20 protein-coding genes are annotated in these 26,019 nt (G+C 46.6%); 18 read left to right on the top strand and 2 right to left on the bottom strand.

Annotated features, from left to right (window positions below; genetic code table 11):
• The first annotated feature begins 77 nt into the window (after positions 1-77).
• The 15 genes from Q9M42_RS08470 to Q9M42_RS08400 all read left to right on the top strand — a co-directional run bounded on the left by Q9M42_RS08470 (position 78) and on the right by Q9M42_RS08400 (position 19,128).
• Positions 78-788, top strand: coding sequence for a TraR/DksA C4-type zinc finger protein (locus Q9M42_RS08470; protein ID WP_322526052.1), 711 nt, complete (start codon positions 78-80; stop codon positions 786-788).
• A gap of 298 nt (positions 789-1,086) precedes the next feature.
• Positions 1,087-1,908, top strand: coding sequence for an MIP/aquaporin family protein (locus Q9M42_RS08465; RefSeq protein ID WP_322526051.1), 822 nt, complete (start codon positions 1,087-1,089; stop codon positions 1,906-1,908).
• A gap of 235 nt (positions 1,909-2,143) precedes the next feature.
• Positions 2,144-3,688 (top strand): carboxylesterase/lipase family protein, encoded by a 1,545-nt coding sequence (locus Q9M42_RS08460; RefSeq protein WP_322526050.1) that lies wholly within the window; start codon positions 2,144-2,146, stop codon positions 3,686-3,688.
• A gap of 102 nt (positions 3,689-3,790) precedes the next feature.
• The gene (locus Q9M42_RS08455; RefSeq protein ID WP_322526049.1) at positions 3,791-6,745 is read left to right on the top strand and encodes a CDP-glycerol glycerophosphotransferase family protein; all 2,955 of its coding nucleotides are present in this window, start codon (positions 3,791-3,793) and stop codon (positions 6,743-6,745) included.
• A gap of 293 nt (positions 6,746-7,038) precedes the next feature.
• Positions 7,039-7,434 carry a glycerol-3-phosphate cytidylyltransferase gene (tagD, locus tag Q9M42_RS08450; protein WP_022793663.1) on the top strand — a complete coding sequence of 132 codons (396 nt, stop codon included), beginning with the start codon at positions 7,039-7,041 and terminating at the stop codon, positions 7,432-7,434.
• Between the two features lie 227 nt (positions 7,435-7,661).
• Entirely contained in the window at positions 7,662-8,924 is a 1,263-nt protein-coding gene (locus tag Q9M42_RS08445) for a CDP-glycerol glycerophosphotransferase family protein (protein ID WP_322526048.1), read from the top strand.
• 33 nt (positions 8,925-8,957) lie between these two features.
• Positions 8,958-9,767, top strand: coding sequence for an ABC transporter permease (locus Q9M42_RS08440; protein ID WP_322526047.1), 810 nt, complete (start codon positions 8,958-8,960; stop codon positions 9,765-9,767).
• A 60-nt stretch (positions 9,768-9,827) separates the two neighbouring features.
• A complete protein-coding gene (tagH, locus tag Q9M42_RS08435; protein ID WP_322526046.1) occupies positions 9,828-10,634 on the top strand; it encodes a teichoic acids export ABC transporter ATP-binding subunit TagH in 807 nt (268 codons plus the stop codon).
• 93 nt (positions 10,635-10,727) lie between these two features.
• Positions 10,728-11,315 (top strand): GNAT family N-acetyltransferase, encoded by a 588-nt coding sequence (locus tag Q9M42_RS08430; protein WP_322526045.1) that lies wholly within the window; start codon positions 10,728-10,730, stop codon positions 11,313-11,315.
• Position 11,316: 1 nt separating this feature from the next.
• Positions 11,317-11,748 carry a UPF0158 family protein gene (locus Q9M42_RS08425; protein WP_322526044.1) on the top strand — a complete coding sequence of 144 codons (432 nt, stop codon included), beginning with the start codon at positions 11,317-11,319 and terminating at the stop codon, positions 11,746-11,748.
• 14 nt (positions 11,749-11,762) lie between these two features.
• Positions 11,763-12,698: an alpha/beta hydrolase gene (locus tag Q9M42_RS08420; RefSeq protein ID WP_322526043.1), complete on the top strand. Its 936-nt coding sequence runs from the start codon at positions 11,763-11,765 to the stop codon at positions 12,696-12,698.
• Between the two features lie 170 nt (positions 12,699-12,868).
• Entirely contained in the window at positions 12,869-13,432 is a 564-nt protein-coding gene (locus Q9M42_RS08415) for a hypothetical protein (RefSeq protein ID WP_322526042.1), read from the top strand.
• Between the two features lie 117 nt (positions 13,433-13,549).
• The gene (locus Q9M42_RS08410; RefSeq protein ID WP_322526041.1) at positions 13,550-14,485 is read left to right on the top strand and encodes an NADP-dependent oxidoreductase; all 936 of its coding nucleotides are present in this window, start codon (positions 13,550-13,552) and stop codon (positions 14,483-14,485) included.
• 171 nt (positions 14,486-14,656) lie between these two features.
• Positions 14,657-17,470 (top strand): EAL domain-containing protein, encoded by a 2,814-nt coding sequence (locus Q9M42_RS08405; protein ID WP_322526040.1) that lies wholly within the window; start codon positions 14,657-14,659, stop codon positions 17,468-17,470.
• Between the two features lie 17 nt (positions 17,471-17,487).
• The gene (locus Q9M42_RS08400; protein ID WP_322526039.1) at positions 17,488-19,128 is read left to right on the top strand and encodes a thiamine pyrophosphate-binding protein; all 1,641 of its coding nucleotides are present in this window, start codon (positions 17,488-17,490) and stop codon (positions 19,126-19,128) included.
• Between the two features lie 29 nt (positions 19,129-19,157).
• On the opposite strand, the gene Q9M42_RS08395 is transcribed toward Q9M42_RS08400, so the two are convergent.
• Both Q9M42_RS08395 and Q9M42_RS08390 read right to left on the bottom strand, forming a co-directional pair.
• Positions 19,158-20,231 (bottom strand): FUSC family protein, encoded by a 1,074-nt coding sequence (locus Q9M42_RS08395; RefSeq protein WP_322526038.1) that lies wholly within the window; start codon positions 20,229-20,231, stop codon positions 19,158-19,160.
• A gap of 123 nt (positions 20,232-20,354) precedes the next feature.
• Positions 20,355-21,791: a carbon starvation CstA family protein gene (locus tag Q9M42_RS08390; RefSeq protein ID WP_322526037.1), complete on the bottom strand. Its 1,437-nt coding sequence runs from the start codon at positions 21,789-21,791 to the stop codon at positions 20,355-20,357.
• 246 nt (positions 21,792-22,037) lie between these two features.
• Between Q9M42_RS08390 and Q9M42_RS08385 the strand changes: the two genes are divergently transcribed.
• The 3 genes from Q9M42_RS08385 (at position 22,038) to Q9M42_RS08375 (ending at position 25,986) form a co-directional block, all read left to right on the top strand.
• Positions 22,038-22,763: a FadR/GntR family transcriptional regulator gene (locus Q9M42_RS08385; RefSeq protein WP_322526036.1), complete on the top strand. Its 726-nt coding sequence runs from the start codon at positions 22,038-22,040 to the stop codon at positions 22,761-22,763.
• 110 nt (positions 22,764-22,873) lie between these two features.
• Positions 22,874-23,326 carry a MarR family winged helix-turn-helix transcriptional regulator gene (locus tag Q9M42_RS08380; protein WP_322526035.1) on the top strand — a complete coding sequence of 151 codons (453 nt, stop codon included), beginning with the start codon at positions 22,874-22,876 and terminating at the stop codon, positions 23,324-23,326.
• Positions 23,323-25,986, top strand: a complete 2,664-nt coding sequence (locus Q9M42_RS08375) for an MMPL family transporter (RefSeq protein WP_322526034.1) — start codon at positions 23,323-23,325, stop codon at positions 25,984-25,986. Before Q9M42_RS08380 ends, Q9M42_RS08375 begins: the two co-directional genes overlap by 4 nt.
• Positions 25,987-26,019: the final 33 nt, after the last annotated feature.

The raw sequence follows: 26,019 nt of genomic DNA, 5'->3' as shown, positions 1-26,019 counted from the left end.
GCTTTTAAAGAAAAAAGCATTTTCAATATACGTGCTAATTGGGTAAAGAGAGAGTAGACAAAACTGGAGGGATACAAATGATTACGGCAGAACAGGAAAAAGCGTTAAAAGAACAGCTTTTGGAAATGAAAGAAGAAAATAAAGAAAAAATTGAAGCGGAAGAAACAGGAAACGCCAACAACAATACAGAAACGATCGGTGAACTTTCCGAGTACAGCAACCACCCGGGCGACCAGGGTACGGAGCTGCATGAAATGGAAAAGGACGCAGCATTAAATAATCAGGCCCGTGAACAGCTTGAAAACATTGACCATGCTCTTGAGGTAATGGAAAACGGCAATTACGGCAAGTGTGAGGTCTGCGGCAGAGAAATTCCATATGAACGTCTGGAAATTGTGCCGGAAACAACGCGCTGTGTAGACCATGCAGGCAGTGATAAGCCTGCCCAGGATCATCCCGTAGAAGAGGATGTAGTCAATCCCGGGCCGGAGCGTGAAAAAACGGAAGAAAATGTAGCTTTTGATAAAGAAGATACGTGGGAAGCGGTAAGTGAGCACAGTACTTCCCAGACGCCTTCCGATGATCCGGATATGACCGGCTACACAAGTGAACAGGAAGAAGAGGAAGAACAGGAAGGACGGGTGGAAAAAGTGGAAGACGCCTCCGTCGCTGATATGGAAGGGGAGGACACTGGCAACACAGCTGACCAGAAGGAGCAGTGGCAGGGAAGCAGAAATTCTGCCGAGCAGGAAAATGAAGGGAAAAATAATTCGAAAGATAAAAAATAAATACAAAGGTGTACAGTCGGCTGACCATGCAATTAACGGTCAGCCGCTTTTTTTATGAAAGGAGCCAGTCAGGAAAAAGAGGATAAATGAAATTCTGTGCTCCAAATCAAATTGACAGCGTTTTCTTTTCGTGCTACAGTTTTTCTAAGTTAATATATCGGGCTGAGTCGAATGAAAGCCGCACACTTAAATGCTCAAGAAGGAGCGGAGTGTGCGGTTTTTTAGTCGTTTTAAGGAAAGGAAACGGCTGTCGATACTTATGTCTGCAATTACAAACGCTTACAAGGGAGCTGGAAAGATGTCGATATATTTAGCGGAAGTTATTGGTACGATGATACTTATTATTTTTGGCGGCGGTGTGGTCGCAAACGTTAACTTAAACAAATCGAAAGCTGAGGGGGGAGGATGGATTGTTATAGCGCTCGGGTGGGCGTTCGCCGTGGCGATGGGGGTCTACGCCGTCGGGCAGTTTTCCGGCGCGCATTTGAATCCAGCCGTTACTCTTGGCTTCGCCTCAATTGGGGCGTTTGAATGGGCGCAGGTGCCAGGCTATATCGTTTCTCAAATTATAGGAGCAGGGCTCGGCGCAGCTGTTGTATACTGGCATTTTCTCGGGCACTGGAAGGAAACAGATAATGCTGATGTAAAGCTGGCGGCATTTTCAACAGATCCGGCGATTCCGAACCGGTTTGCAAACTTTTTAAGTGAGTTTATCGCGACCGCTGTATTTTTACTCGTATTAAACAGCATAGGCGCAAATGAGTTCACGGATGGCCTGAACCCGCTTATTGTCGGTTTTCTTGTAGGGGCGATCGGGCTGTCGCTCGGCGGCACCACAGGCTACGCCATCAACCCGGCCAGGGATTTGGGGCCTCGTATTGCTCACGCCCTGCTGCCTATTGCGGGCAAAAGGGATTCCAACTGGCCATATGCCTGGATTCCGGTAGCGGCGCCGGCGCTCGGGGGCGTTTTTGGCTCACTCGTTTACAGGGCCGGATTTTTAGGGGAAGGCTACGGTGTGCTTGCATTGTTCAGTATTGTTGTCATCATCGTCTTAGGTGTTCTTTACGTAATGAATAAACGTGATACAAAAGTTAGCAATCCCGACGTTAAAAACTGATAACTGAAAACTGCAGTCCCCGACTCCGGGGTATTGCAGTTTTTTTATTGTTTGTATAGTAAAAAGAACACCTGTAAATATGAATATCATAATGATAAGTAAAAATTTGTAAAAATATGTAGCTGCTTATACGTAACCTGCTCTGTGTTCCGTCGACTAATACCAGGAAGAATTAAAATATACATATGTTCTTACTAAAAAATAAATATAACGCTTTGTATTTATGGAGGATAAAATGAAAAAATCAAAAGGAACTGTCCGGCTGCATGCACCCGGAGGAATATATGAAGGCCGTTTATACAAACAAGTTCAGGAATATCTCGGAATAAAATATGCAGAAGCGGAGCGGTTTAAAAGGCCGCAGCGTTTAGGCGAATCCAAAGAAGTATACAGTGCTCTGGATTATGGTCCCGCCTGCCCGCAGACCGTGGAAGGCCTCCGAAAGGGTACGGAAGCGGAGGACTGTCTGCATGTAAACATCTGGAGACCGGACGAAGAACCGGTGCACCGCCGGCCGGTGATGGTGTTTATTCACGGCGGCGGCTTTAACAGTGGATCGAACCGGGAGGTCCTGTATGACGGAAAATCGTTGGCTGTCCGGGGAGAGGTGGTGATGGTGAGTATTAATTACCGGCTGGGGATGTTTGGCTTTTTGGATGCAGAAAACATTTGCGGACCGGAACAGGCCTATATGAAAAATCTCGGCCTGTTGGACCAAATGGAAGCACTCCGCTGGGTCCAGGAAAATATTGAAAGCTTTGGCGGAGACCCAGACAACGTCACCATCTTTGGAGAGTCAGCCGGCAGCATCAGTGTAACGGCCCTGCTCGCGGCCCCTGCCGCCCGTGGGCTTTTTCAGAAGGTCATCGCCCAAAGCGGAGTGATCACCGGACTTGCGCGTTCGGTGGAGGATGCGGTGAATATTTCGGATCAGCTTATTTACAAGCTCGGCCTTCATTCCATGAATGACATCTGCACCACTCCGGCAGAAAACCTTGTAAAAACCACGGTGTCGTTCGTGAACAAAAATTTCACCTCCAACGGACCGTATAACGGCTCCAGAGTGTTTGCGCCCACACCAGATGGAGAAATTATTCCGTTTGACGTAGGTCGGGCGATTCAGGAAAGCGCGGGAAAGGTGCAGCTGCTTCACGGCTCCAATGACAACGAAATGCATTTTTTCAAGCTGCTGATTCCAGAGCTGCGCCAGAAAAAATCGGTGGATACGTATGTACTGTTTTATCTTCGGAAATACGAACATATGTCGGAAGAAACAACGATGGCTGTTTATCATGACTATAAGAAAAGATACCCGAAATGGAGCCGCTCGCAGATTTTTATGCAGATGTTTACAGACCGGGCGTTTCGTCTATATCATACAGAACTCAGCGAGCTGTATTCCCGGGCAGGAGGGAAAGTGTATCAATACCGTTTCAGTGTGGAAGCCCGCTGGCTGAAGGCCTGCCACGGACTGGAGCTCGGGTATTTGTTTAATACGGTTAAAACAGCTTTTTCGCTCCGGAACCGGACGCTTTTGGGCATAAATGAAAGCCCGGGCCTCACCCGCCGGATGCAGGATGCCTGGGTTCGGTTTGCCAGGGAAGGAGATCCCGGGCATGGAAACATACCGGAATGGAAACAGTATACAAAGGAACGGCCGGAAACGATGATTATCGGGAAAAAATGGCTCCCAAGGCGCCATGACCATGCGGAGGATGATTTTGCCTGGAGAGCCCGACTGGCCGAAACATACACGCGTCCATTCTCGTATAGAAGCTGATAATACGCATATGCTATACTAATATGAAACGTAATGCGGACCTTTCAGAGCGTCCGCATTTTACATAGTGAAAAGAGTTTGACAACAGAGGAGAGCGTCGAGATGAAGGCACCAGCGATAAAAACGCATTACCGGACACCGGTGCAGCAGTTAAAGAAAAGACAGTCCCCGTGGAAGGAAAAACAGTACAGCTGCCGGACGAAGGAATGGCTTGGAGACGACCATGGTATAACAATCCGCATTGAAATTGGAAATGACCGGCTGCCAAAGCGAATTGAAGAGGAGTACTCTTTTATCGAATGGGCAGGAGGACCGGAATGGGAAAACCGGATCAGGGTGCCGCTTCGTTTTTTTGCGTCTGACACGAGAAACGGGCGAAGCTTTTCAACATTTGAAGGCTATGTGCCCTACGTACTGCTTGAAAAGCTGGCAGCTGATATTCCTTTTAAAGCGGTCGGCTATGCGGTGCTTGCGAACCGGCGGGAAGGAATTCGTTATCGTCTGAAAACTGGAAGGAGCGGGACGACCTGGCTGCAGAAGGGGACAATTAGTGTAAATGAAAAAGGCTGTTTGTTCAGGCCGGTGATTAATAAATTTAACAACCTGGAACTGAAAGTTACCAGGCCGTCGGGAAAAAAAGTGAAGCTCTTCCCTGCATATCTGATGGATGTAGAAGCAGTGGATCACGGCTGGATACTACTTGGCACGGCTTCAAAGCATCTGCTTGAAGCAAACGGCTGGCCGTCAAAGCTTCAATTGATTCTGAAAAAGCGTGGAGAGCCAAAAAAATATTACTATCCCGTGGAATGGAAGAATCATAAATGGTGGTCGTCGACTGTAAAGCTTGAGGCTTCAAGTCATTTTACAGGTGTATGGGATTTTTATATCGCAGATGCCAGTGAGAAGCCGTTATGGCGTCATCGTCTTCATATGCCGGCCAAGGATATGGCGAAAGCATCCAAATGGTATGCTCCTCATTATGAAAAAGGGGCTGTCAGCTTCCGGCTTTACCGTACCCAGAATTTTTCCGCTTCGGTTATGATTCAGACAGAAAACGTCAAATTGTATACGGTCCGGGCAAGCTATGAACAGGGAACCATTCATTTCCGGGGCACGCTTTACTGGAATCGCTACGTTCCGGACACCTGGGAGCTTGTATGGAAAAACAGAGACACCAATGAAGAAGCCTCCGTGCCGGTTCACGTGTATAAGCTGCATTCCAAACAGGCGCAATACGTTTTTCACGGAGAAGTGAGAGATTTATTTAAAAATAAAGCCGGGAGAGGAAATCACCCCTACCGGCTCGGGCGTTCGGATCTTTACCTGCGTGTCACCAGAAATGGAGAGGAGATTGATTACCGGCTGCGTTCCAACAGCAGGAACCTGGTGAAAAACACGAAGCTCGAATGGTACCACCAGGACAAGATCTACCGTCACCAGTTTTATCGGACGACAAGTAAACGGGTAGCCTTCTCTATAGATGAAATCGACATTGCCAAGGACATTACATCAATGAAGGTAAAAAACGGGAAATTCATTATTGAAGGGCAGGCCCGTTTTACAACATTGACACGTAACCTGCGGCCAAGACAGCGGATTACTGTAGTGGTAAAAAACCGGGAAACGGAAGACGAGCATCACTTTTCCATCAAAAACCAGTACCTGAAAGATAACTGGGTGCAATTCGAAGCGGAAGCGGCCTTTGAAGATCTCCGCTCGCTTCACGGTGATAAGGCAGTGCTGGATATGCATATCCGTCTGCATGCTGGTGAATTCATGCACGAACGAAAGCTTGGAAAAAAAGATTTTATCTATTATAAAGATGAAATCCTGCATTCCTGGGTGCTTGAAGAAGGAGATCGAGCGGTTTCCTGGTATGTGACCTACACGCCGCGCGGAAATGTGAAAATAGAGACAACAACGTATCCACGTAAGCATTTCCTAAAGCTCCGGGAAGAAAACGCTAGAATGCAAAGAGCCGGGAAAAAGCCTGCTGTGTGGGTTGTCGGGGAACGTCCGGATACGGCGCAGGATACAGGGTATCATTTTTTCAAATACTGCCGGACCGTTCACCCGGAAATGGCGGTGTACTATGCGATCGAGGAAGATTCCATGGACCGTGAAGCCGTGGAAAAGCTTGGGAACGTTCTGATTATTGGAAGCGATGAGCACGTGGATGTTTGTCTGCGAGCGACAGCCTTTTTCGGTTCGCATGACATTGATTATTTTCTTCCGTTTAAGGGACCGTTAATGGAATCCTACCGGAGCGGCCTGCGTGTCTTTCTGCAGCACGGCGTGCTTGGACGAAAGCGTGTGGAATACAACCGGGAATACTATAAATATCCGTTTCATTTGTTTTGCGTCAGCTCGAAAAGTGAAAAGAAAATGGTTATGAAAAAGATGCACTATGATGAAGAGACCGTACAGGTGACGGGACTTTCACGGTTTGATAATCTACTTGAGGGGCCGCCTCCGGAGCGGAAAATTATTTTTATTCCGACCTGGAGGGAGTGGCTGCATTCCAAAGAAACCTTTTTGGAATCGGAATATTACCGCCGGTACAAAAGCTTTCTGGAAAATCCGAAGCTGCACCGGTTTTTAGAGAAAAATGACGTGGTGCTGCAGTTTTATCCGCACTACCGGATGCAGCAGTACACGGACGCTTTCGATAAAATTAACAGTGATAAAATCGAAGTAGTCAAACTGGGTAAAAAAGCGGTCCAGCAGCTGTTGAAGGAAAGTATGCTGATGATCACTGATTACTCGAGCGTCTCATTTGATTTTACGTATATGCAGAAGCCGGTCATCTATTATCATTTCGATACGAAACGATTTTTCCAGGGTGGGAGTCTCCGGCCGCTTGAAGAGACTTTTCTTGGAGATGTTGTTCATTCGGAAGAAGAGCTTTTGAAAAGCCTGCGGCGTCATTTGAAGCGCGGCTGGACTGAAAAGAAAGCAGTAAGCGAAAACAGGGAAATGATTTTCAGCCATTCAGATAAGCAGAATGCTGCGCGCATTTTCCGGGCTGCAGCAGAGCTTGAAGAAGAAAACAAATGACGGGGCAGGACCATTCTGCTCCGTTTTTTGTGGTATGCAGCAGCCCATAAACTATATTGAAATATCTTTAAATGTGTGAAAAGATGTGAAGCTTGTCACAGTTATCACATAGTTTTATAGAAAGTTCATCCCACTTCCCATGATTAGACGACATGTTTGGCAGGGTATATGTGTTACAATTAACGCGTCAAGTTGATAAATGTAAATTTTTAATGAAGAATTTGTTGAGAAAATTATTTGTGTAGAAGAATAAAATACAGAGTAAAATTAACGGAATATAGGGGGGCACTACTATGAAAAAAGTATTGACTTACGGAACGTTCGACTTGCTGCATTGGGGGCACATTAATCTTCTTCGCAGAGCTAAAGAGCTTGGAGATTATCTGGTGGTAGCAATATCGACAGACGAATTCAATGACTTGAAATCCAAAAAAGCATACTACACGTATGAACAGCGTAAGCTGATTTTGGAAGCGGTTCGCTATGTAGATGAAGTCATCCCGGAAGAAAACTGGGAGCAGAAAATCGACGACGTACTCGATCACGATATTACTACCTTTGTAATGGGTGACGACTGGCACGGAAAATTCGATTTCCTCCGCCCATACTGTGAAGTGGTTTATCTGCCGCGTACTGCTGACATCTCGACGACGAAAATCAAAAAAGAATTACTGCTCGTAAACTATTAATCTTCACTCAAAGAGGCTTCGCCTGCCTAAGCGGAGAACCTGAGCAGCCGGGGAGGGAGAGATGTTCTCTCCCTTTTTTTGTTGCCATCAAAATTAACAATGATTTACAAAAACTTAAACCTGTTTTGTAAGTTTGTCGTTTTTGTTAAGCTCTTTTTTGATAGAATGGAACAAGATGCGCTGCAAAGCATCCAAAATACGAACTTTTAAAAAATTGAGGGACGATAATGGCAAAAAAGAAATGGACGAAAAAATACAAAAAGAAATTTAAGCGCTCATGGAAAAATGCGAAAAAACGGGTAACGAAACGATGGAAAAAAATTAAAAGGCTGCGTAACGGCAAAAACTTCTATAAAGCGGTCCTTTCAGTGCTCGGAAAGCTTCCAAAAAATGAAAACATTATTGTTTTTGAAAGCTTTTTTGGTAAACAGTATAGCTGTAACCCGCGTGCGATTTATGAACAAATGCAGCAGGATTATCCCAAGCTGCGGTTTTACTGGAGCATTGACCACCGGTATAAGGAGCTTTTTGATGAACGGGGCCTGAAGACAATCAAACGCTTCTCTTTCCGTTGGTTTATTGTTTTGATGCGCGCCAGGTACTGGGTGTTTAACAGCCGGCTGCCGAAATGGATTCCGAAGCCGGACAAAACAGTGTATATTCAAACGTGGCACGGCACGCCGCTTAAAAAACTCGCCAAAGATATGAATGAAGTGACGATGCCGGGCACGACGACGGAAAAATATAAAAGGAACTTCCTGTATGAAGCCGGGCGCTGGGACTATCTTGTAGCCCCGAATCCTTATTCCGCCCAGATTTTCCGGAGGGCATTCGAATTCAAGCATAATCTGCTTGAAACCGGTTATCCGAGAAACGATTATCTTCATCATTATTCACATTCAGACGCCTTGCAGGTCAAGGAAGCTCTCGGTATTCCGGAAGACAAAAAGGTTATCCTGTATGCTCCAACGTGGCGGGACAATGAATACTATTTTATTGGGAAATACAAGTTTACCCTTTCGATGGATCTGGAGGAAATGCGCAGGCGCCTCGGAGATGAATACGTACTGCTTCTGCGTCTGCACTACCTCGTGTCTGATCATCTGGATGTTACCGGGTACGAGGATTTTGCGATTGATGCTTCTGCGTATGAGGACATCCGGGACCTTTACGTGGTCAGCGATGTGCTGATTACAGATTATTCCTCTGTGATGTTTGATTATGGCATTTTAAAGCGTCCGATGATATTTTATACGTATGACATCGACAGCTACCGGGATAAGCTGCGCGGGTTCTATTTTGACTTTGAGCAGGAAGCCCCGGGCCCGCTTGTGATGAACACTGAAGAAATCATCGAAGAAGTGAAAAACAGCGATACCATTCGGGAACGTTATCATAAAGAGGTTGCTGATTTTGAAGAACAGTTCAATCAGTGGGAAGACGGCTACGCAGCCAAGCGTGTGGTGGAAAAAGTGTTCAACGCAAATTAATTAGTTGGGCAGAGGATAAAAGAGGGAAACAATATGAATGCAGTACGAACCGTAGCGAAAGAATTATGGACGAGCATTCCGCTGATCAACCGGCTGGCGGTATATGAAACAAAAATTAAAAACAAAAGTAATTACCTTGGCTCCTTCTGGGAAATTATCAGTCCGCTTCTGTTTATCGCCATTTATTGGTTTGCTTTTGGCTATGGGATCCGCCAGCGGAGCGACGTAGATGGCATTCCTTTTCTGACCTGGATGCTTGCGGGCATTATTCTGTGGTTTTTTATCCAGCCCGGGGTAACCAACGGGTCAAAAGCTATTTTTTCAAAGATAAAAATGATTTCCAAAATGAATTTTCCGACGAGCATTATTCCAGCCTACGTGGTGATCTCAAGGCTCTTTCCACATTTGGCGCTGCTTGCGATTACGATTGTTTACATGCAGTTTGCCGGACATCCGATCAGCTTGTATTATCTTCAAATTCCGTATTTTCTGCTGGCAGCTATTCTGCTTGTGCTCAGTGTGGTTATGATCACCTCTACGCTTACGGTAATTGTCCGGGATTTTCAAGTATTTATTCAATCTTCCATCCGGGTGTTTTTGTATTTGACTCCGATACTGTGGCCGATGGATAACCGGCTGCCCGACTGGCTGATTCCTGTGATGAAAATCAACCCGATGTACTACCTGGTGGAAGGGTACCGGGCAAGCTTTTTTTACGGGGAATGGTACTTCATTACAAATGCCAGCTACACCCTTTATTTCTGGGCGTTGGTTTTTGTGCTTTTCAGTATTGGAGCTGTATTGCACGTGCGCTTCCGCCGGCACTTTGTGGATTTTCTGTAAACCGGCTAGTGCGGATAGTTTTATAAATCACACAATGAGGATAGAGACGGGGGAGAACAAATGAAAAAATCCGTCGTAGTCAAAAATGTTTCAAAAAAATATAAGCTGTATGATACGCATGCTGAACGGCTGAAGGACCTGCTTCTGCCAAAAAGCTACGGGGAAGAGTTTTATGCTCTGCATAATGTTTCGTTTAAAGCTGACAAAGGGGATATCATTGGACTCGTAGGAGTCAACGGTTCCGGAAAATCAACTCTTTCCAATATTATTTCCGGGACCATTCCGCCAACGAAGGGATCGGTAAAGACGAATGGGGAAGCTGCGATGATCTCTGTTTCCACGGGACTGAATGGAAAGCTCTCCGGACGGGAAAATATCGAGCTGAAATGCTTGATGCTCGGATTTTCCAAGCGAAAGATCCGGGAAATGGAGCCGGATATAATCGAGTTTTCCGAGCTTGAGCAGTTCATTGACCAGCCGGTAAAGTCATATTCGAGCGGTATGAAGTCAAGGCTTGGCTTCGCAATATCGATCACAGTAAATCCGGATATTTTTATTGTAGATGAAGCTTTATCCGTAGGGGACAAAGCCTTTGCGCAAAAATGCCTGGATAAAATGCACGAATTTAAGCAGCGCGGGAAAACGATGTTTTTTGTCAGCCATTCGCTGACGCAGATGAAAGAATTCTGCAACAAAATACTATGGCTTGAATTTGGAGAAGTGAAAGCTGAAGGAGAAGCCTCCGAAATTTTAAAACAATATGAAGCTTTCCTTAAAGAATACAATGCTTTTACCCCGAAAGAGAAAAAAGCATTCCGGAACCGGGGCTTTGAAAAGCAGAGTGCTGTCCGGGCAGTAACACAGTAAGCAGCATCCCGGGAGGTGCTGCTTTTTACTTTTGGCTTAAGGCCTGGAGTGATATGATAAACACATCCGATTAGAGGAAATGGAGCTAATACATTGCGGTTAACAGGAGAGCAGTTTGATTTGGAATTGCTGGAGGAAAAACATACAGACTCATTGTTTGAAATCGCCTCAGAGCCTTCCAATTGGACATACATGACGAGAAAGATGCATAATAAACACGATATGAAAATGATCGTCGAAGAAGCTCTGGAGCTGTATCAGCAGGGAGATACGGTGCCGTTTGTTGTGAAGCGCAAAAGAGACGGCGCCATTGTCGGATCGACCAGGCTTTACGATATTTCCCCGCAGCGGAAAACAGCAGAGATTGGATCTACGTATTATAGTGAAAGGGTGCGTTCCACCGGCGTAAATACGGAGTGCAAATATTTACTTCTCACATATGCGTTTGAAACCCTGGGGGTTGTTCGTGTACAGTTTAAAACAGATGAACAGAACAAAGCTGCCAGGAAAGCAATTCAGAAGCTGGGAGCTTTTGAAGAAGGCATTCTTCGTAATGAGCGTAAGCTGCCGGATGGACGTGTGCGCAATGCGGCTGTTTACAGCATTATAAAAGAGGAATGGCCGGAGGTAAAAGCGAAATTAATGGAAAGAATTGAAATCAAGAAAAAGGGGCACGAATAATATGGCATTGATGGATGATTTAGTAGAAGCATACCTGCAGCAGTTTGATGAGTTTATGTTCGTTTTGGATAAAAAGCTCGGACTGGTATTTGTCGAAACAGTATCAGAGGATACGCCGCTTTCCTGGAGTTCGGAGGAAAGCGCGAATCTTGTGGCTATCCCGACGATTACGAAAGCAGAAAGTACACGGCTGATGCAGGACTTTGCCTCGAAGCAGGCGGATGATAAAGAGGAGTCCCTTAAAAAAGCACTGGAACAAGAGGACCGTTTTTTATCTTTCGAAAAACAAGTGGAAGAATTCGGGCTCGAAAATGAATGGGAACAGTTCGAACGGGATAATGCCAAAAAATACGTGCAGGATTGGCTGCAGCTGCTTCAGCTTGATTACAACGAACTGAATGAAAAGCACGCCATCCATGCAGCAAATGAGTAAGCGGGGCAGATAAAATGGCTGTGCATGAAGAACTGCAGGCAATTTTAGAAGAACAGGAAAGCATGATGCAGATGCACGAGCTGACGCCGGTCGAAGCCCGGGGCCAGTTCAATGACAGCATCGACGTTATTACGTCCCACGTTAACGTCGATGAAGCCGGAGGCATCCGGGATATAATGACTACCGGAGAATACGGGGAAATACCGCTCCGAATTTATTATCCGGATACCGAGATGGACCGCTACCCCACCATAGTTTACTATCACGGCGGCGGATTTGTGATTGGGAATATTGGAACACACGACCACATCTGCCGTGCCATCGCCAAAGAGTCGGATTGTGCAGTCGTGAGCGTGGATTACCGGCTTGCGCCTGAGCATCCTTTTCCGGCAGCGCCGGAGGATGCGTACAATGCGCTGCTATGGCTGATGGAAAATGCGGAGCCGCACCAGCTGGACACAGAAAGGACCGCTCTGGCCGGAGACAGCGCGGGCGGCAACCTGGCAGCTGTGACCGCTATACGAGCGCTGGAAGAAAACGGCCCGAAGGTGGCTTCGTTGCTGCTTTTTTATCCAAGCGTCAGCGGGGAGCACGATTTTCCTTCGGTGGATATGTTTGCTGGAGGATACGGTCTGCCGCTTCGGGATCTGGAATGGTTTATGGAACAGTATGCTGATGGAGAAGATGAAGAGGATCCATATCTCGCTCCGCTTGTTTTTGAACGCCTTGGGGAGCTTCCGCCTACTCATATCGTTACTGCCGAAAACGATGTGCTTCGTGACGAAGGAGAGGCATTCGCCAAAGCTATTGACCAGGCTGGCGGGCAGGTAAGCCTGCGACGGGCAGAAGGTATGATCCACGGTTTTCTGCATTGGACAAGAGCGTTTCCGGAGGTTGATGAAGAGCTTCTAGCCGCACTGGAGCCAGTGAAAGAAGTTCTCGCGGAGTAACTAAATAATAAAAAGAAATTCCTCTTGTATAAAAAGTATACAGGGGGATTTTTGCATTATATGTAAATTTAATTTACATATAATGCAAAAAAATATTGTTATTTTACAAATTATTGCCTAAGATAAAAGTAGGGGAATAGGTATATGTACTTAAACGAGGAGGAATTTGTGTGTCGAAAAAATGGTTGGTAAGTCTATTCGGCGCAGGAGTAATTTCATTGGGCATCACTGCCCCCGTATCAGCAGACGATGAAAACTGTTCGGATTTTAGTGATGGGGAAGAAGTTTTGGCCTTTTGGGAAGACAATAATTACGGACCAAATGATGACCCACATAACTTAGACGCAGACAACGATAACTTGCCGTGTGAAAATTTGACGGAAGGCATGGAAAGTGAATTTGACGCTGCAGTCTCCAATAACGATGGAACAACGGAAACTGCAGATGACAGTTCCTCCGCTGACACTTCAGAAGATACGACTTCTACCACTGAAGAAGACGTGACAGAAGAAGAATCCTCTTCCTCCGAAGAAGGCAATACAGAAGAAACGACTACTGAAGAAGAGGCTGCTTCCACAGAAGCTTCTGATGATAATATGAATGAAGAATCTGCAGAAGAAGGCGGCGAAATGCCGAAGACAGCTACAAATCAGCCAGCCTGGGCTTTAGCGGGCACAGTAGTAGCCAGACTGGGAGCTCTTTTACTTGTTCGCAGACGGGCAGCGTCCCACTAAAAAATATTCACATATCCTGTTCCCTGACCGCTGCGCTCTTAGACGCAGTGGTCATTTTATTACGTGTTTCATTTAAAGGAGTAAAAGGTATGAGGAATATAGGAGAGGAGGCTCATAATGAAAGCAATTGTCATTGAACAATACGGAAGTGCTGAACAACTTGTGGAAAAAGAAATGGAAACGCAAACACCCGGGGACAGACAGGTGCTCGTGGATGTGTATGCCACTTCCATCAACCCAATTGACTGGAAGCTGCGGGAAGGATACATGAAAGATGACATTCCTTTCGAATTTCCTATCATTTTAGGATGGGACGTGGCAGGTGTCGTCCGCTCAGCAGGAAAAGATGTCACTGCCTTTGGGCCAGGTGACAGAGTGTTTGCGCGGCCAAAATTAACGGCACGCGGTACTTATGCAGAACAGACAATAGTGGATGAAGATCTGTTAGTAGCCATTCCTGAGCCTATGTCCTATGAAGAGGCAGCCGGGATCCCGCTCGCCGGAATGACCGCCCAGCAGTGTTTGCTCGAATTTGGAGAAATCACTGAAGGCAGTAAAGTGCTTATTCAGGGTGGCTCCGGCGGTGTCGGCCATTTTGCGATACAGGTGGCTAAAGACATGGGAGCCTATGTAGCAGCCACAGCAAGCGGCAAAAACCAGGAGTTTTTAAAGCAAATGGGTGCGGATGTAGCGATCAATTATGAAGAAGAAAATGTAGTGGATATACTTTCGGACTATGATATGGTATTAGATGCAGTGGGAGAAAGTGTCCATGAGGAAAGCTTCCGCGTGCTTCGCACCGGTGGAAGATTTGCCTCGGTTGCTGCCCCCCCTTCCCAGGAAAAAGCTGAAGAAGCCGGTATTACTGCCGGGTTTGTATGGCTGCAGGAAGAAGGCGAAAAGCTCCGGCGCTTAACATCGCTTTATAATAAAGGTGCTTTGCGCGTGGAAATTAACAGCAAGCACAAATTTTCAGAAAAAGGTCTGCGGGCAGCACATAGAGAGAGCGAAGAAGGACGTGCTCGTGGTAAAATAGTTATTATGGTCCGCTAAAAATTTAATGAGGCGTTTCTGTTTCCAGTAGGAAACGGAATCTCCTCTACATAACAGGGGAATAGCAGAGAAAAATAGGACTTTAATAAAGAAAAAATTTTCCTGCTATTGAAATATTAGTTCATAATATAGATAAGAGCTTTGGAATCATCGACAGACAGGGGCGATTCGATGTCAAACGGACAACACAATCGTTATACGCGTCTTGCTAGGATTACACGACTGATCAATGCCAATTTAGACATTAAAACACTTCTTGAACACGTCGTAACAGCTATATCAGAAGAAATTATCCAATGCGATGCGGTTGGTATTTATCTCCCGGAAGACAGGGAGCGTTACAGAGGCTACGTCAGCAAGCCGGAAGTGCTGAGTGGGATGACTATAGACCAGCACGTCGTTGATCCACAGGTGGATCATCTGGCCCGCGAGGTGATCGAGTCCCGGCAGTCCATTTATATTGCTGATACGTCTAAAGACGACAGGCCGGATGCCAGAACAATTGATTTCTTTCAGATCCGATCGGTGCTTACAGTTCCGATTTCCCACGGGGACGAATTATTCGGACTCGTATATTTGTTTGACTACGGGGTACCGATGAATTTAACAGAATCTGAAATTGAAACAGTGGAAGCCTATGTCCACATGGCTGCTGTTGCTATTCGAAACAGCCAGGCGATGCACAACATTGAGGAGCTTCTGCATGAAAAGCAGACCCTTATCGAGGTGATGGAGCAGCTTGCCCATTCCCAGACGTCCGATTCGGCGATTGATGTCTGCTTTAGTCATATAGGCGACGAACTAAACAATCATAATGTGAGTCTTCATATTATTGATCCTGTTTCCAAAGAAACAGTCATGCCTTCAAAGCTCAGCCGTAAAAGCGACTTTGAACAGAGTGAGTGGTTAAGCATTCATGAGCGGATGCAAATGGACCAGACGAACGACAAGCTGTTTCAGCAGGTCGTTCACACAAAGCAGCCGTTATTTGTTGAGGATGTTGCGCGAGAAAACAGAATATTTCAGGAAATTTGTGATGTGTTTAATATTAAGAGTATTTTTATGGTGCCGATGATTTCTGTCGGCCGTGTTCTCGGCGTAATTGTAGTCGCCCATCTCGGCGAACAGCCAGCCGAGTATACAAAAGCACAGCAGCGCCGGGTGGAATCCATCGTTAATGCTACTGCGCCTGTACTGATTCATTTATACAACCTCGAAAGCCAGGAAAGCATCATTGCGCGCAGGACCGAAGAAATACAAAGCAAGAACGAAGAGCTCCAGCGGCTGATTTTGGAGATGCGCAAGATCAACACGGAAAAAGAGCTGATTATGAATACGGTGGATGAAGGTATTATCGGCTTTTCGCTGGAAGGCACCGTGATGTTTTCCAATGAAGCAGCTGAAGATATGCTTGAAACAGACACCCGGCTATTTCACAGCATCCAGTCCTACGATGAAATTCTCGAGCATATTGAAAATGAAGAGGGCGATCTGTCCGATATTTTTGCATCTTACCTGGCTTCTGATTCCATACAGCCGGTGAGCGGCGAAGCGTATATGAGCCATCCTGAAAAAGGACTCGTAACGCTTGAATATACTCTCTCGAGCCAGATTGAAGAAGGTATAGTAGTGGGGTATGTACTAACGGTCAGAGACGTTACGGTTCGAAAAGAGATGGAGCAGCGTATTGAATACTACGCATACTATGATGGAACGACCGGTCTTCCGAACCGGATGCTTGTCCACGACCGTCTGAGTCAGACGCTCCGGGAAGCCAAAGAGCATGATCAGGAAATGGCTGTATTATTTCTCGACCTGGACCGTTTTAAACAAATCAATGACCGCTTCGGCCATGCCGGGGGAGACGAATTATTAACGGAAGTCGCCTACCGCCTGCAGGAAATGGTGAGCGGTGCAGCGACAGTGGCCCGCCAGGGAGGAGATGAATTTATTTTAATCCTTCCGCGGCTTGATAATATGGCGCAGGCTACAACGACCGCAGAACAGATTCTGCGCGTATTCCGCAACCCGTTTTATCTTGAAGGGGAAGAAGTGTATGTAAAACCAAGTATCGGTATCAGCTTCTTCCCGCTGGACGGTCACCTGGCAGATGACCTGATCCAGAATGCTAACTCGGCCATGCATAAAGCGAAAGAAATGAATGGCAACACGTACCGGGCGTTTTCGTCCGAGCAGATGGGGCCGGACATGAAAAAAATCCGGCTTGAGAATGATTTATACCGGGCGCTCGAAAACAATGAACTTGAACTTTTTTATCAGCCACAGGTGCGTTTGAGTAAAAACCTGGTTACAGGGGTAGAAGCACTTGTACGTTGGAACCACCCGATCCACGGAAAAATATCTCCTTCAGAATTTATCCCTATGGCTGAAGATACCGGCTTAATCACGTCGATCGGTGAATGGATTTTGGAAGAGGCCTGCTCTCAGGCGAAAAGCTGGCAGGAGCAAGGACTTTGCAGCTTGCGTGTAGCGGTAAATATCTCCGCGCAGCAGTTTCAGAGGGAATGCCTGGTGGATAATGTAAAAGAGGTACTCACCAGAACGGGGCTTGCACCCGAATTTTTAGAAATTGAGATTACAGAAAATACACTACTGTTGAATACTGAAGAGACGGTCACGACCATGAAAAGGCTGAAAAACATTGGTGTCCGTATTTCAATAGATGATTTTGGCACGGGCTACTGTTCGCTGCAGTACCTCAGGGAATTTCCGATTGATACACTGAAAATTGATAAAGTATTCATTGATGATATTGAAACAGAAAAAAGCTCCGCCCCTATTACAACTACGATTATTGCTCTTGCTCACAGCCTGAACCTTCACGTGATCGCCGAAGGGGTGGAAACGCTTGAACAACAGAAGTTTTTGCAGGCAAATAAATGTGATTTAGTTCAAGGTTTCCTGTATAGTAAACCAATACAGGCAAGTAAAATTCCTGAATTTGTAATGAATAGTAAAAATTAGTGGGGGGATAAAACAGAATGAAAGCAGCTCAGTGGATAATTGATTATTTGCGACAGGGTGGCCTGGACTATGTATTTGGTATTCCGGCGGGGTCGGTGAACGCTCTTTTTGATAAAATGTATGAGCATGGCGATATTACGCCAGTTATTACAAAGCATGAAGGGGCGGCCGGTTATATGGCTTCCGCCTACGCGAAGCGTTCGGAAAAGCTTGGGGTATGTATAGCAAGCAGCGGACCCGGGGCGACGAATCTTCTCTCCGGGGCAGCGAATGCAATGAGAGAGCAGACCCCTGTGCTTTTTATTACCGGCTCTGTGCCGACATCGACCGTTGGCTTGAATGCTTCCCAGGAGCTTGACGTAGTTCCGATGTTCACTCCAGTGACCAAGTACAGCCGGCGGGTGGAAAGTATTCATGAAGTGCGTGATGTGTTTAAAGAGGCGGTATGCAAAGCATTCGCCGGCATACCCGGGCCAGTGCACGTAGCGATCCCAATCAATATTCAATTATCCATGCTCGAAGGGGGCACTGAACTGCTCGAATACCCGGAGAAGCGCCGGCTATCTCCGGTGGAAAGCAATGTATCTAAAACCACCCGGGTACTTTCCAGTAACCGTCAGGGGATCATTTTCCTTGGCCAGGGAGCAAGAGATGCCCTGCCTGATGTTATGAATCTCGTGGATCACCTGGACTGGCCGGTCGTTACTACGCCACAGGCTAAAGGGCTTGTACCGTCGAACCATCCGAACGCATATGGTGTTTACGGGTTTGCCGGGCACGAAACAGCCACGGAAATAATGGAAGACAGCGATAATTCCATTATATTCGTTATCGGATCCAGTCTGGGAGAAACGGCTACGAACAACTGGAATCCGGCTTTGGCGGCTGAGCGCTTTGTGATCCAGCTCGACCATGATCCAACGGTATTCGACCGCAAATATAAAGTGGATATTTCCCTGCTCGGAGATGTGCGCACGACGATTGGGGAAATTAACAGGCGTCTTCGCCTTCCTGAAGCAGGAAAAGCCGGGCGCCAGCGGACAGGCGTTCAGAAAAAAGCAGTAAACGAAAAATATGAAACCCAGAACGTTCTTCAGCAGCTCCAGTCCCATATGCCGGAGGATACGCTTTTTACGGTGGATATTGGAGAGTTTATGAGCTATGTGATTCACTACATGGAAGTAAAAAAACCGGATACGTATGATATCAACGTTCATTTTGGTGCTATGGGTTCGGGAATTTCCAATGCGCTTGGAGCAAAGCTTGCCGAACCACACCGTCCTGTCACAAGTATTACAGGAGATGGATGCTTTTTTATGCATGGGATGGAAGTACTGACGGCCAAAGAGTATCAGCTGCCCATTCTTTTTATCGTTATGAATAATGCAAGGCTCGGGATGGTGTATCATGGACACCGGCTTCAATACGGAAGAATGCACGACCGTTTTGAACAATCGATGGTGCCGGTGGCAGCTATCGCTGAACAGATGGGAGTAAAGTACGCCACGGTCCGCTCCATGGATGATATTACCCCCGGGCTTTACGAAAGTCTCTGTTCAGATAACTGCCCGGCTGTACTGGAAATCCAGCTTATTGATGAACAGACGCCTCCAATGGGAGACAGAGTGAAATTTTTATCCTCCTTCAGTAAAATTTAAAAAAACTGATAAATACAACGCCCCGTGCCTTATGAAGGCCGGGGCGCTTGCTGTTGCTCGGACTGTTCGGGAAAATGAAGTTCTTCGAGCTCTTCGAGGACATCGTGAATAGACAGGAGGGCGAAGATAATAATAACGTCTGTAGAAAAATGATGGTGATATTTTTTTATGTTCGGCCGTGATGCGTGCTGGCGCTTTTTCCAAAAGCACCGGTCCAGACGTTCAATCAGCCTGAACTGTTCGTCAGATATGCGTTCCCCGAAGTGATGAATCGTTTGTGACATCGCCGGAATGATGTCGCCAATCAGCTGAACCTCTTCTTTCGTAAAGGTGCTGTCATCTGTTTCGAAATTAAATAAACGATTAATATGATAGCTTATGCGCTCTAAAAAATGAAGCTGGCGCTGCTCCCGTGTGAACCTTCTTGCCTCTGTATCCTTTTTCTTATGGTATTTCCATTCTTCCTGCTGGTAATAAGAAAGCTGGATAGCCCGCTCGAGGTCACTTTCCAGCTGATGATATTTTTCCATTACCTGTGCAGAAGGAGATCGGCCGTTCATTACTTCCTCGAGCCGCATCTCAAAAATTTCGGCGGTTTCCACGAACATTTTACGATTCTGTTCTGCGAGCAAAGAAGAAAATTTTGGAGGTAGAATCGTTAAATTAATTAATGTAGAGATCGCAAGGCCGATAAATGTGGTGCCGACACGTTCTACAAAAGTTAAAAAATAATGATCGCTCGCTGTGGGGATCATCGCCACTGCCGTAATCGTTGCAACGAGCATCCCGTCCCGGAGCCGCAGCATATTACAGAAATAGAGTGTCAGCACAGAAGCAATCATATACGTTGCCGGGGTTGGCCCGAATAAATAAACGGTAATCATCGCGAGAGCCGCCCCAATGACGGTGGCAGGAAGCCGCTGGGCTCCTTTACGTATGGAAGCAGCGGCTGTTGGTTCAAGAGTTACAATGGCTGTAATAACGGCAAAAGCCTGCGGGAGATCGAAAATGTCGCATATAAAGGCAGTGAGCAGAACAGCTATACCGGTCTTGATTAGTCTGCCGCCGATCAGTCGCCGCTTAATTTTTCTCCAGTAGTGCATGATAAGCCGCCTTCTTTATAAAAATTTCACGTCTTTATTTAGTTTAGCATGAACGTGCAGCGTTTTCATCAGCCTCTCCTTCAGTGAAAAAGGCTGCCCGCAATAGCAGACAGCCAAAAGCATTTATATAGATTTTTCGACCTGGTCGTATGCGGCCTGCCGTTTAACGGAGATTACTTTCCAGATGTACCATGCAAGCACAAACATTGTCAGTACAGCCCCGATCGTCATGGAAAGACCGTACGGAAGACCGAGTCCTTCCGGGGCGTAAAAAATGTAGGAACAGACGACGGCTGTCATAAACATCGCCGGTACGCCGCAGATGAAATGGTTTTTGCCGGCATAAAGCAGGTACATGCAGCCGGTCCACAGCATCACGGTAGCGACGAGTTGATTGGTCCATCCTACATATCTCCACAAAAACGAATAATCGATCATAGATAAAAACAGGGCCGGGATAACGACCGGAATAATCGTCAGAATTAAAAGAGGCTTTCCTTTTAGGGAAACAGCGTTTGCCACGAGCTCTGCAAGCATCATCCTTGAAGAACGAAGAGCAGTGTCGCCTGTCGTAATAGGAAGCAAAATAACGCCAAGAACGGCAAGTATCCCGCCGAGTGTACCAAGAAGGCTCGTAGAAATTTCGTTGACAGCGCCTGCAGGGCCTCCGGCGGCTATGGCTGCCTGAAGCCCGCCGGTGCCTCCAAAGAAGGCCATGCCGGCTGCTGCCCATATAAGGGTGATGATACCTTCGGCAATCATAGCCCCGTAAAACACTTTGCGTCCTTCTGATTCTTTTTTCAGCGTGCGGGCGATAATTGGGCTCTGGGTGCTGTGAAAACCGGAAATAGCCCCGCACGAAATTGTTACCATCACCATCGGCCATACCGGGAGTTCATCGGGGTGAAGATTGGCAAGCGTAACATTTGGAATCGTTACATCTGAAAATACAAGCGCGCCGGCAATACTGACCGCCATAAAAATAAGCACTGCGCCAAAAAGAGGATAGATCCTTCCAATGACCCGTTGAATTGGAAGCAGGGCAGCGAGTAAAAAGTATGCAAAAATAGCAAAAATGGCGGTAAGAAAGCTTAGAGGGGTGAGGCTTGCAATCAATTCAGCCGGCCCAGCGATAAAAGCGGCGGCTACGAGGATCATTAAACAAATGCTGACAATATTAATGAAGCTCTTCATCGGACGGCCAAGATATTTACCTACGAGGGATGGAAACTGAGCGCCGTTGTGGCGAAGAGAAAGCATTCCGGAAAAATAATCGTGTACGGCACCTGCGAAAATGGTGCCGAGTACGATCCAGAAAAATACAATAGGCCCGTACAAGGCTCCGAGCAGCGCCCCGAAAATCGGCCCGAGACCAGCAATATTTAACAGCTGGATAAGGCTGCCACGCCACCAGCTGAGAGGAGAGTAGTCGATATGCCCGTCGTTACGGTAAGCAGGCGTTTTGTTGCGGTCATTGACGCCGAACGTTTTCTCCACAAAGGACCCGTAAACGATGTAGCCGGCAATTAACAGGATAATAGCGATAAAGAAAGATAACATAAAACGTTCCACCTTTGCTGCAAAGTACTAGAGAAAACCATTGTTATAAATTCTAACTTGTTCCTTCCAAAATGACAATCGTCTATATGGAAAAAACAAAACTTTTTTCACATAGCAATGAAAATATATAAAATTAAGCAAAATCCACTCATGTGATGACCTTATCTATAACAAATGCAAAACGTAGTATGTGCATTCTATGGGTGGTACAATAGCGGTAAATAGTGAACGGAAGGAAGAGCGGCGATGACAATGGATCGTATTGAAACGAAAAAAATAGCTGAAGTAGTCAGGGAAAAAATCGAGGGCATGATCAAGAAAGGCGAAGTAAAGCCTGGAGAGAAGCTGGACTCTGTCGTCGCTCTCTCGGAAAGATTTGACGTCAGCCGTTCGGCCGTCCGGGAAGCATTAAGCGCTCTGCGTGCTGTGGGAATTGTAACCATAAGGCAGGGCGAAGGAACATTCGTGAATCAGTATGATTTTTCCACTATCACAGAAATGATGAACAGTCGCACCCTCATCTCGAAACAGGAGATGAAGGAGCTGTTTGAAGTACGACATGTGCTTGAGAAGGGGGCTTCCGAGCTTGCGGCAGTCCGGCGGTCAGAGGATGATCTCGTGCAAATGCGCACTGCTCTGGAGCAGATGACGCAGGCAGCAGGCAGGACCGATGATCTCGGGGAACAGGCAGATGTCCGTTTCCACCTTGCGATCGTCGAAGCTTCCGGAAATACGTTATTAAAACAGATGATGGGCCGCCTCTCCGACACGATGCAGAAAACGATGTATGAAACGAGAAAAGCATGGCTCTTTTCGGAAAAGCGTTCCTTTCGCCGACTCCTTGACGAACACCAGCGGATTTATACTGCTATAAATGAGCAGGACCCGGAAGCAGCTGCAGAGGCAATGAGCGCTCATTTAACGAACGTAGAAAAGGTCCTTTCCAAAGGTATTGAGCATATGAACGACTGAAACGTCCGGCTCCGGGCGTTTTTTGTTTTAAAAGGGATAGTTTAAACCTTTAACACTTGACGAGTAAAAGTTCAGGGGGTAAACTACTATATAGTTCAGGGGGTGTACTAATGAAGGATAAAAAAATGGAAGAAGCGGTGGAGCTGTTTGCCGAAGTAATGATTCTCGGCAGAAACCGTATAACTAATGAAATACCTGATAATTTATTAAATCAAATTTCCCCGGAACAGGTGGAGCTGCTTGATTTTTTAATGAAATACGGAGCGATGACGTCGACAGAAATACAAAACAGAATGCTCGTCGGAAAGAGCGCTTTATCCAACCGTCTGAAAAAAATGGAAAACAACGGCTATGTGAAATTTGTCCCCAGCAGTGAAGACCAACGGGTGAAGTACGTAGAAATTACCGATGAAGGAAAAAAATCTCATGAGCGGCATACGCGTCTCGTAAATGAATATGTGTCCGATCTGCTTCAGGACATAAACGAAGAGGAAGTAGAGCAGTTTATCCAGACTTTTAATAAAATACGGAGCATACTACAAAAAGGTGGACAGCAAAGATGAAAACAATACTACAGTTTCGCTGGTGGATAGCTTCATTAATACTTATTTTTACAGTAGTGCTTACGGTCGTCTCGCCTAGTCTATCCAATTTGGCAGCCGACAAAGAGACACTGCAAATACCGGAGGAAGAAACGTCCTCGCAGGCTCAGGAAATACTAGATGACAACGGTGAGGGTGGTAACACCATCAGCGCGGTAATTCAAACAGAAGATCAGGTGGATGAAGAGGAACAGGACAATATTCAATCGCTGATTACTGCCATCGAAGACGAAAACATTGAAGGAATTTCCGGAATTACAAATCCATTTGAGAGCGAAGAAACAGAAGAACAGCTTGTTGCCTCTGAGGAAAATGTCATCGTCATTCCAATCTCCATAGAAGGAGATAATGATACGGCGGTTAATGCCGCTGAAGAGATTCGGGACCTCAACGAAGCTTCGGACGTGGAAATGTATGTCACCGGGGAATCGCTTTTAAACCAACAGGTAAATGAAGCGAGTCAGGAAGGGCTTGAGCGTACGGAAGTGATTACTGTAGTGTTAATTCTTGCACTGTTGTTTGTCGTTTTTCGTGCGGTTATTACTCCTTTTGTTCCGCTTGTGGCGGTCGGCCTTACGTATCTGATCAGCCAGTCGATTATCGCTTATTTAGTAGACTGGTTTAATTTTCCGGTGTCAAACTATACACAGATTTTCCTTGTCGCAGTGCTGTTTGGGATCGGTACAGATTACTGTATACTTCTTTTAAGCAGGTACCGCGAGGAGCTGGCTGCCGGGCTTGATTACAAAAAAGCGATCATACGAACGTACAAAACAGCTGGTAAAACGATGGTTTACAGTGCCCTTGCCGTGCTTGTCGGCTTTACGGCAATCGGCTTCGCCAACTTCTCTGTTTTTCAGTCCGGCGTCGGGGTGGCGGTCGGCATTGTCGTGTTAACGGGCATTCTTTGGACGATTCTGCCATTCTTTATGCTCACATTGAAAAGCGCTTTGTTTTGGCCGTCGAAGCTTCATAACGGCCATGCCGACAGTAAAATATGGAAATGGCTGAGCCGTATTTCGGTTTTCCGTCCGCTGCTTGCCATTCTCCTAGTCGCTGTCGTCACAGTACCGCTATTATTAACATTCGATAACTCGCGGTCTTACGACACGATCGATGAAATCGACCAGGACACGGAAGAAGTTACCGGTCTTAACTTAATTGAGGAAGGTCTCGGTTCCGGTCAGGCACTTCCAATGCAGATTGTCATTGAATCAGATGAATCGGTGATGGAGCCGGATACACTTGCGCATGTAGAGGACTTGAACCGCTCTGTTGCCAATTTGGATGAAGTAGAGGCAGTACGCAGCGCTACGCGGCCTGCCGGGGACGTTATTGACGATTTTTATGTAAACAATCAGCTCGAAGATGTAAGCACGGGTATTAGTGACGCCCGTGACGGGATCGAAGAGACTGAAAGTGGCCTGCAGGAGGTCGAAGATGGTCTGGGCTCAATCCAGGACCAGCTGGGAAGCAGCGATACAGAAAACTCTTCCCTGCAGGAAGCCGCTGACGGTCTCGGAGAAGTGAATACAGCACTCGAGCAGGTGAACACGCAGCTGGCAAATGCTTCCTCTCCGCAGGAAGCGGCAGCAGCTTCGGAACAGCTGACCGGGATCAGTCAGCAGATTACAGAGATTCAAAGTGGTCTCGAAGAAGGGCAGCAGGAGCTTGACCAGCAGACAGAAGAGCTGGCACAGCTTGCTGAGACGCTCGGAGAACTCGAAAATGGAGTGGCAGATTCCCGTGACGGGCTGACTGAAATCAGTGACGGCCTCGAAAGTGCGGAAACCTTTACCGGAGATGTGTCTGAAGCAAATTATGTTGAAGGCACCGGCGTGTACCTTCCGGAGGATACCATCGAGAATGAAGACTTCCAGGACGGCGCATCCAATTACGTATTCGACAATGAAAATGGGATGACCATTGAAGTCGGATTGAACGCAGACCCTTATTCCAAAAAAGCCATCCAAAGTGCAGAAGAAGTTAAAGAGGTTGTAGAAACGAACACGCAGGGCACGCCGCTTGAAGAAACGACGATCGAATACGGAGGCGTACCTAGCGTGAACAGCGATCTGCAGTCGGTCAGCTCCAGTGATTTTGACCGGACCGTATTAATCGTTCTTGTCGGCATTTTTGTGATACTGATTATTCTGCTCCGTAATATTATCCAACCGCTTTACATTATCGGCGGACTTGTACTAGCGTATTTTACAGCAATGGCTGTGACAGAATTGATTTTTGTAAACGGGCTTGGATATCCGGGTATTGCCTGGCCGGTACCGTTCTTCGGGTTTGTTATGCTTGTAGCACTCGGGGTGGATTATTCCATCTTCCTGTTAAGCAGGTATAATGAAGAAGCAAAAGCCGGCGTGCGTACAGGCATGCAGACGGCGATGATTAAAATGGGTACGGTAATTATTACAGCAGCTATCATTTTGTCAGGAACGTTCGCAGCAATGCTTCCGTCGGGAGTGCTTACGCTTCTCGAAGTAGCTACGGTCGTCATTACCGGACTGCTGCTGTTTGGACTGATTGTACTGCCGTTGTTAATACCGGCGCTGATCAGCTTCAATTCGGAAGAAAAGAATCCAAGGAAAAAACAAAAGCAGCAGCGATAAAAAGAAACTCTGCCTTTCACGGGGCAGAGTTTC

The sequence above is a fragment of the Marinococcus luteus genome (assembly GCF_034497705.1).
GTDB classification, from domain to species: Bacteria; Bacillota; Bacilli; order Bacillales; family Marinococcaceae; genus Marinococcus; species Marinococcus luteus_A.
This window is presented reverse-complemented; position numbering and strand designations above follow the sequence as displayed.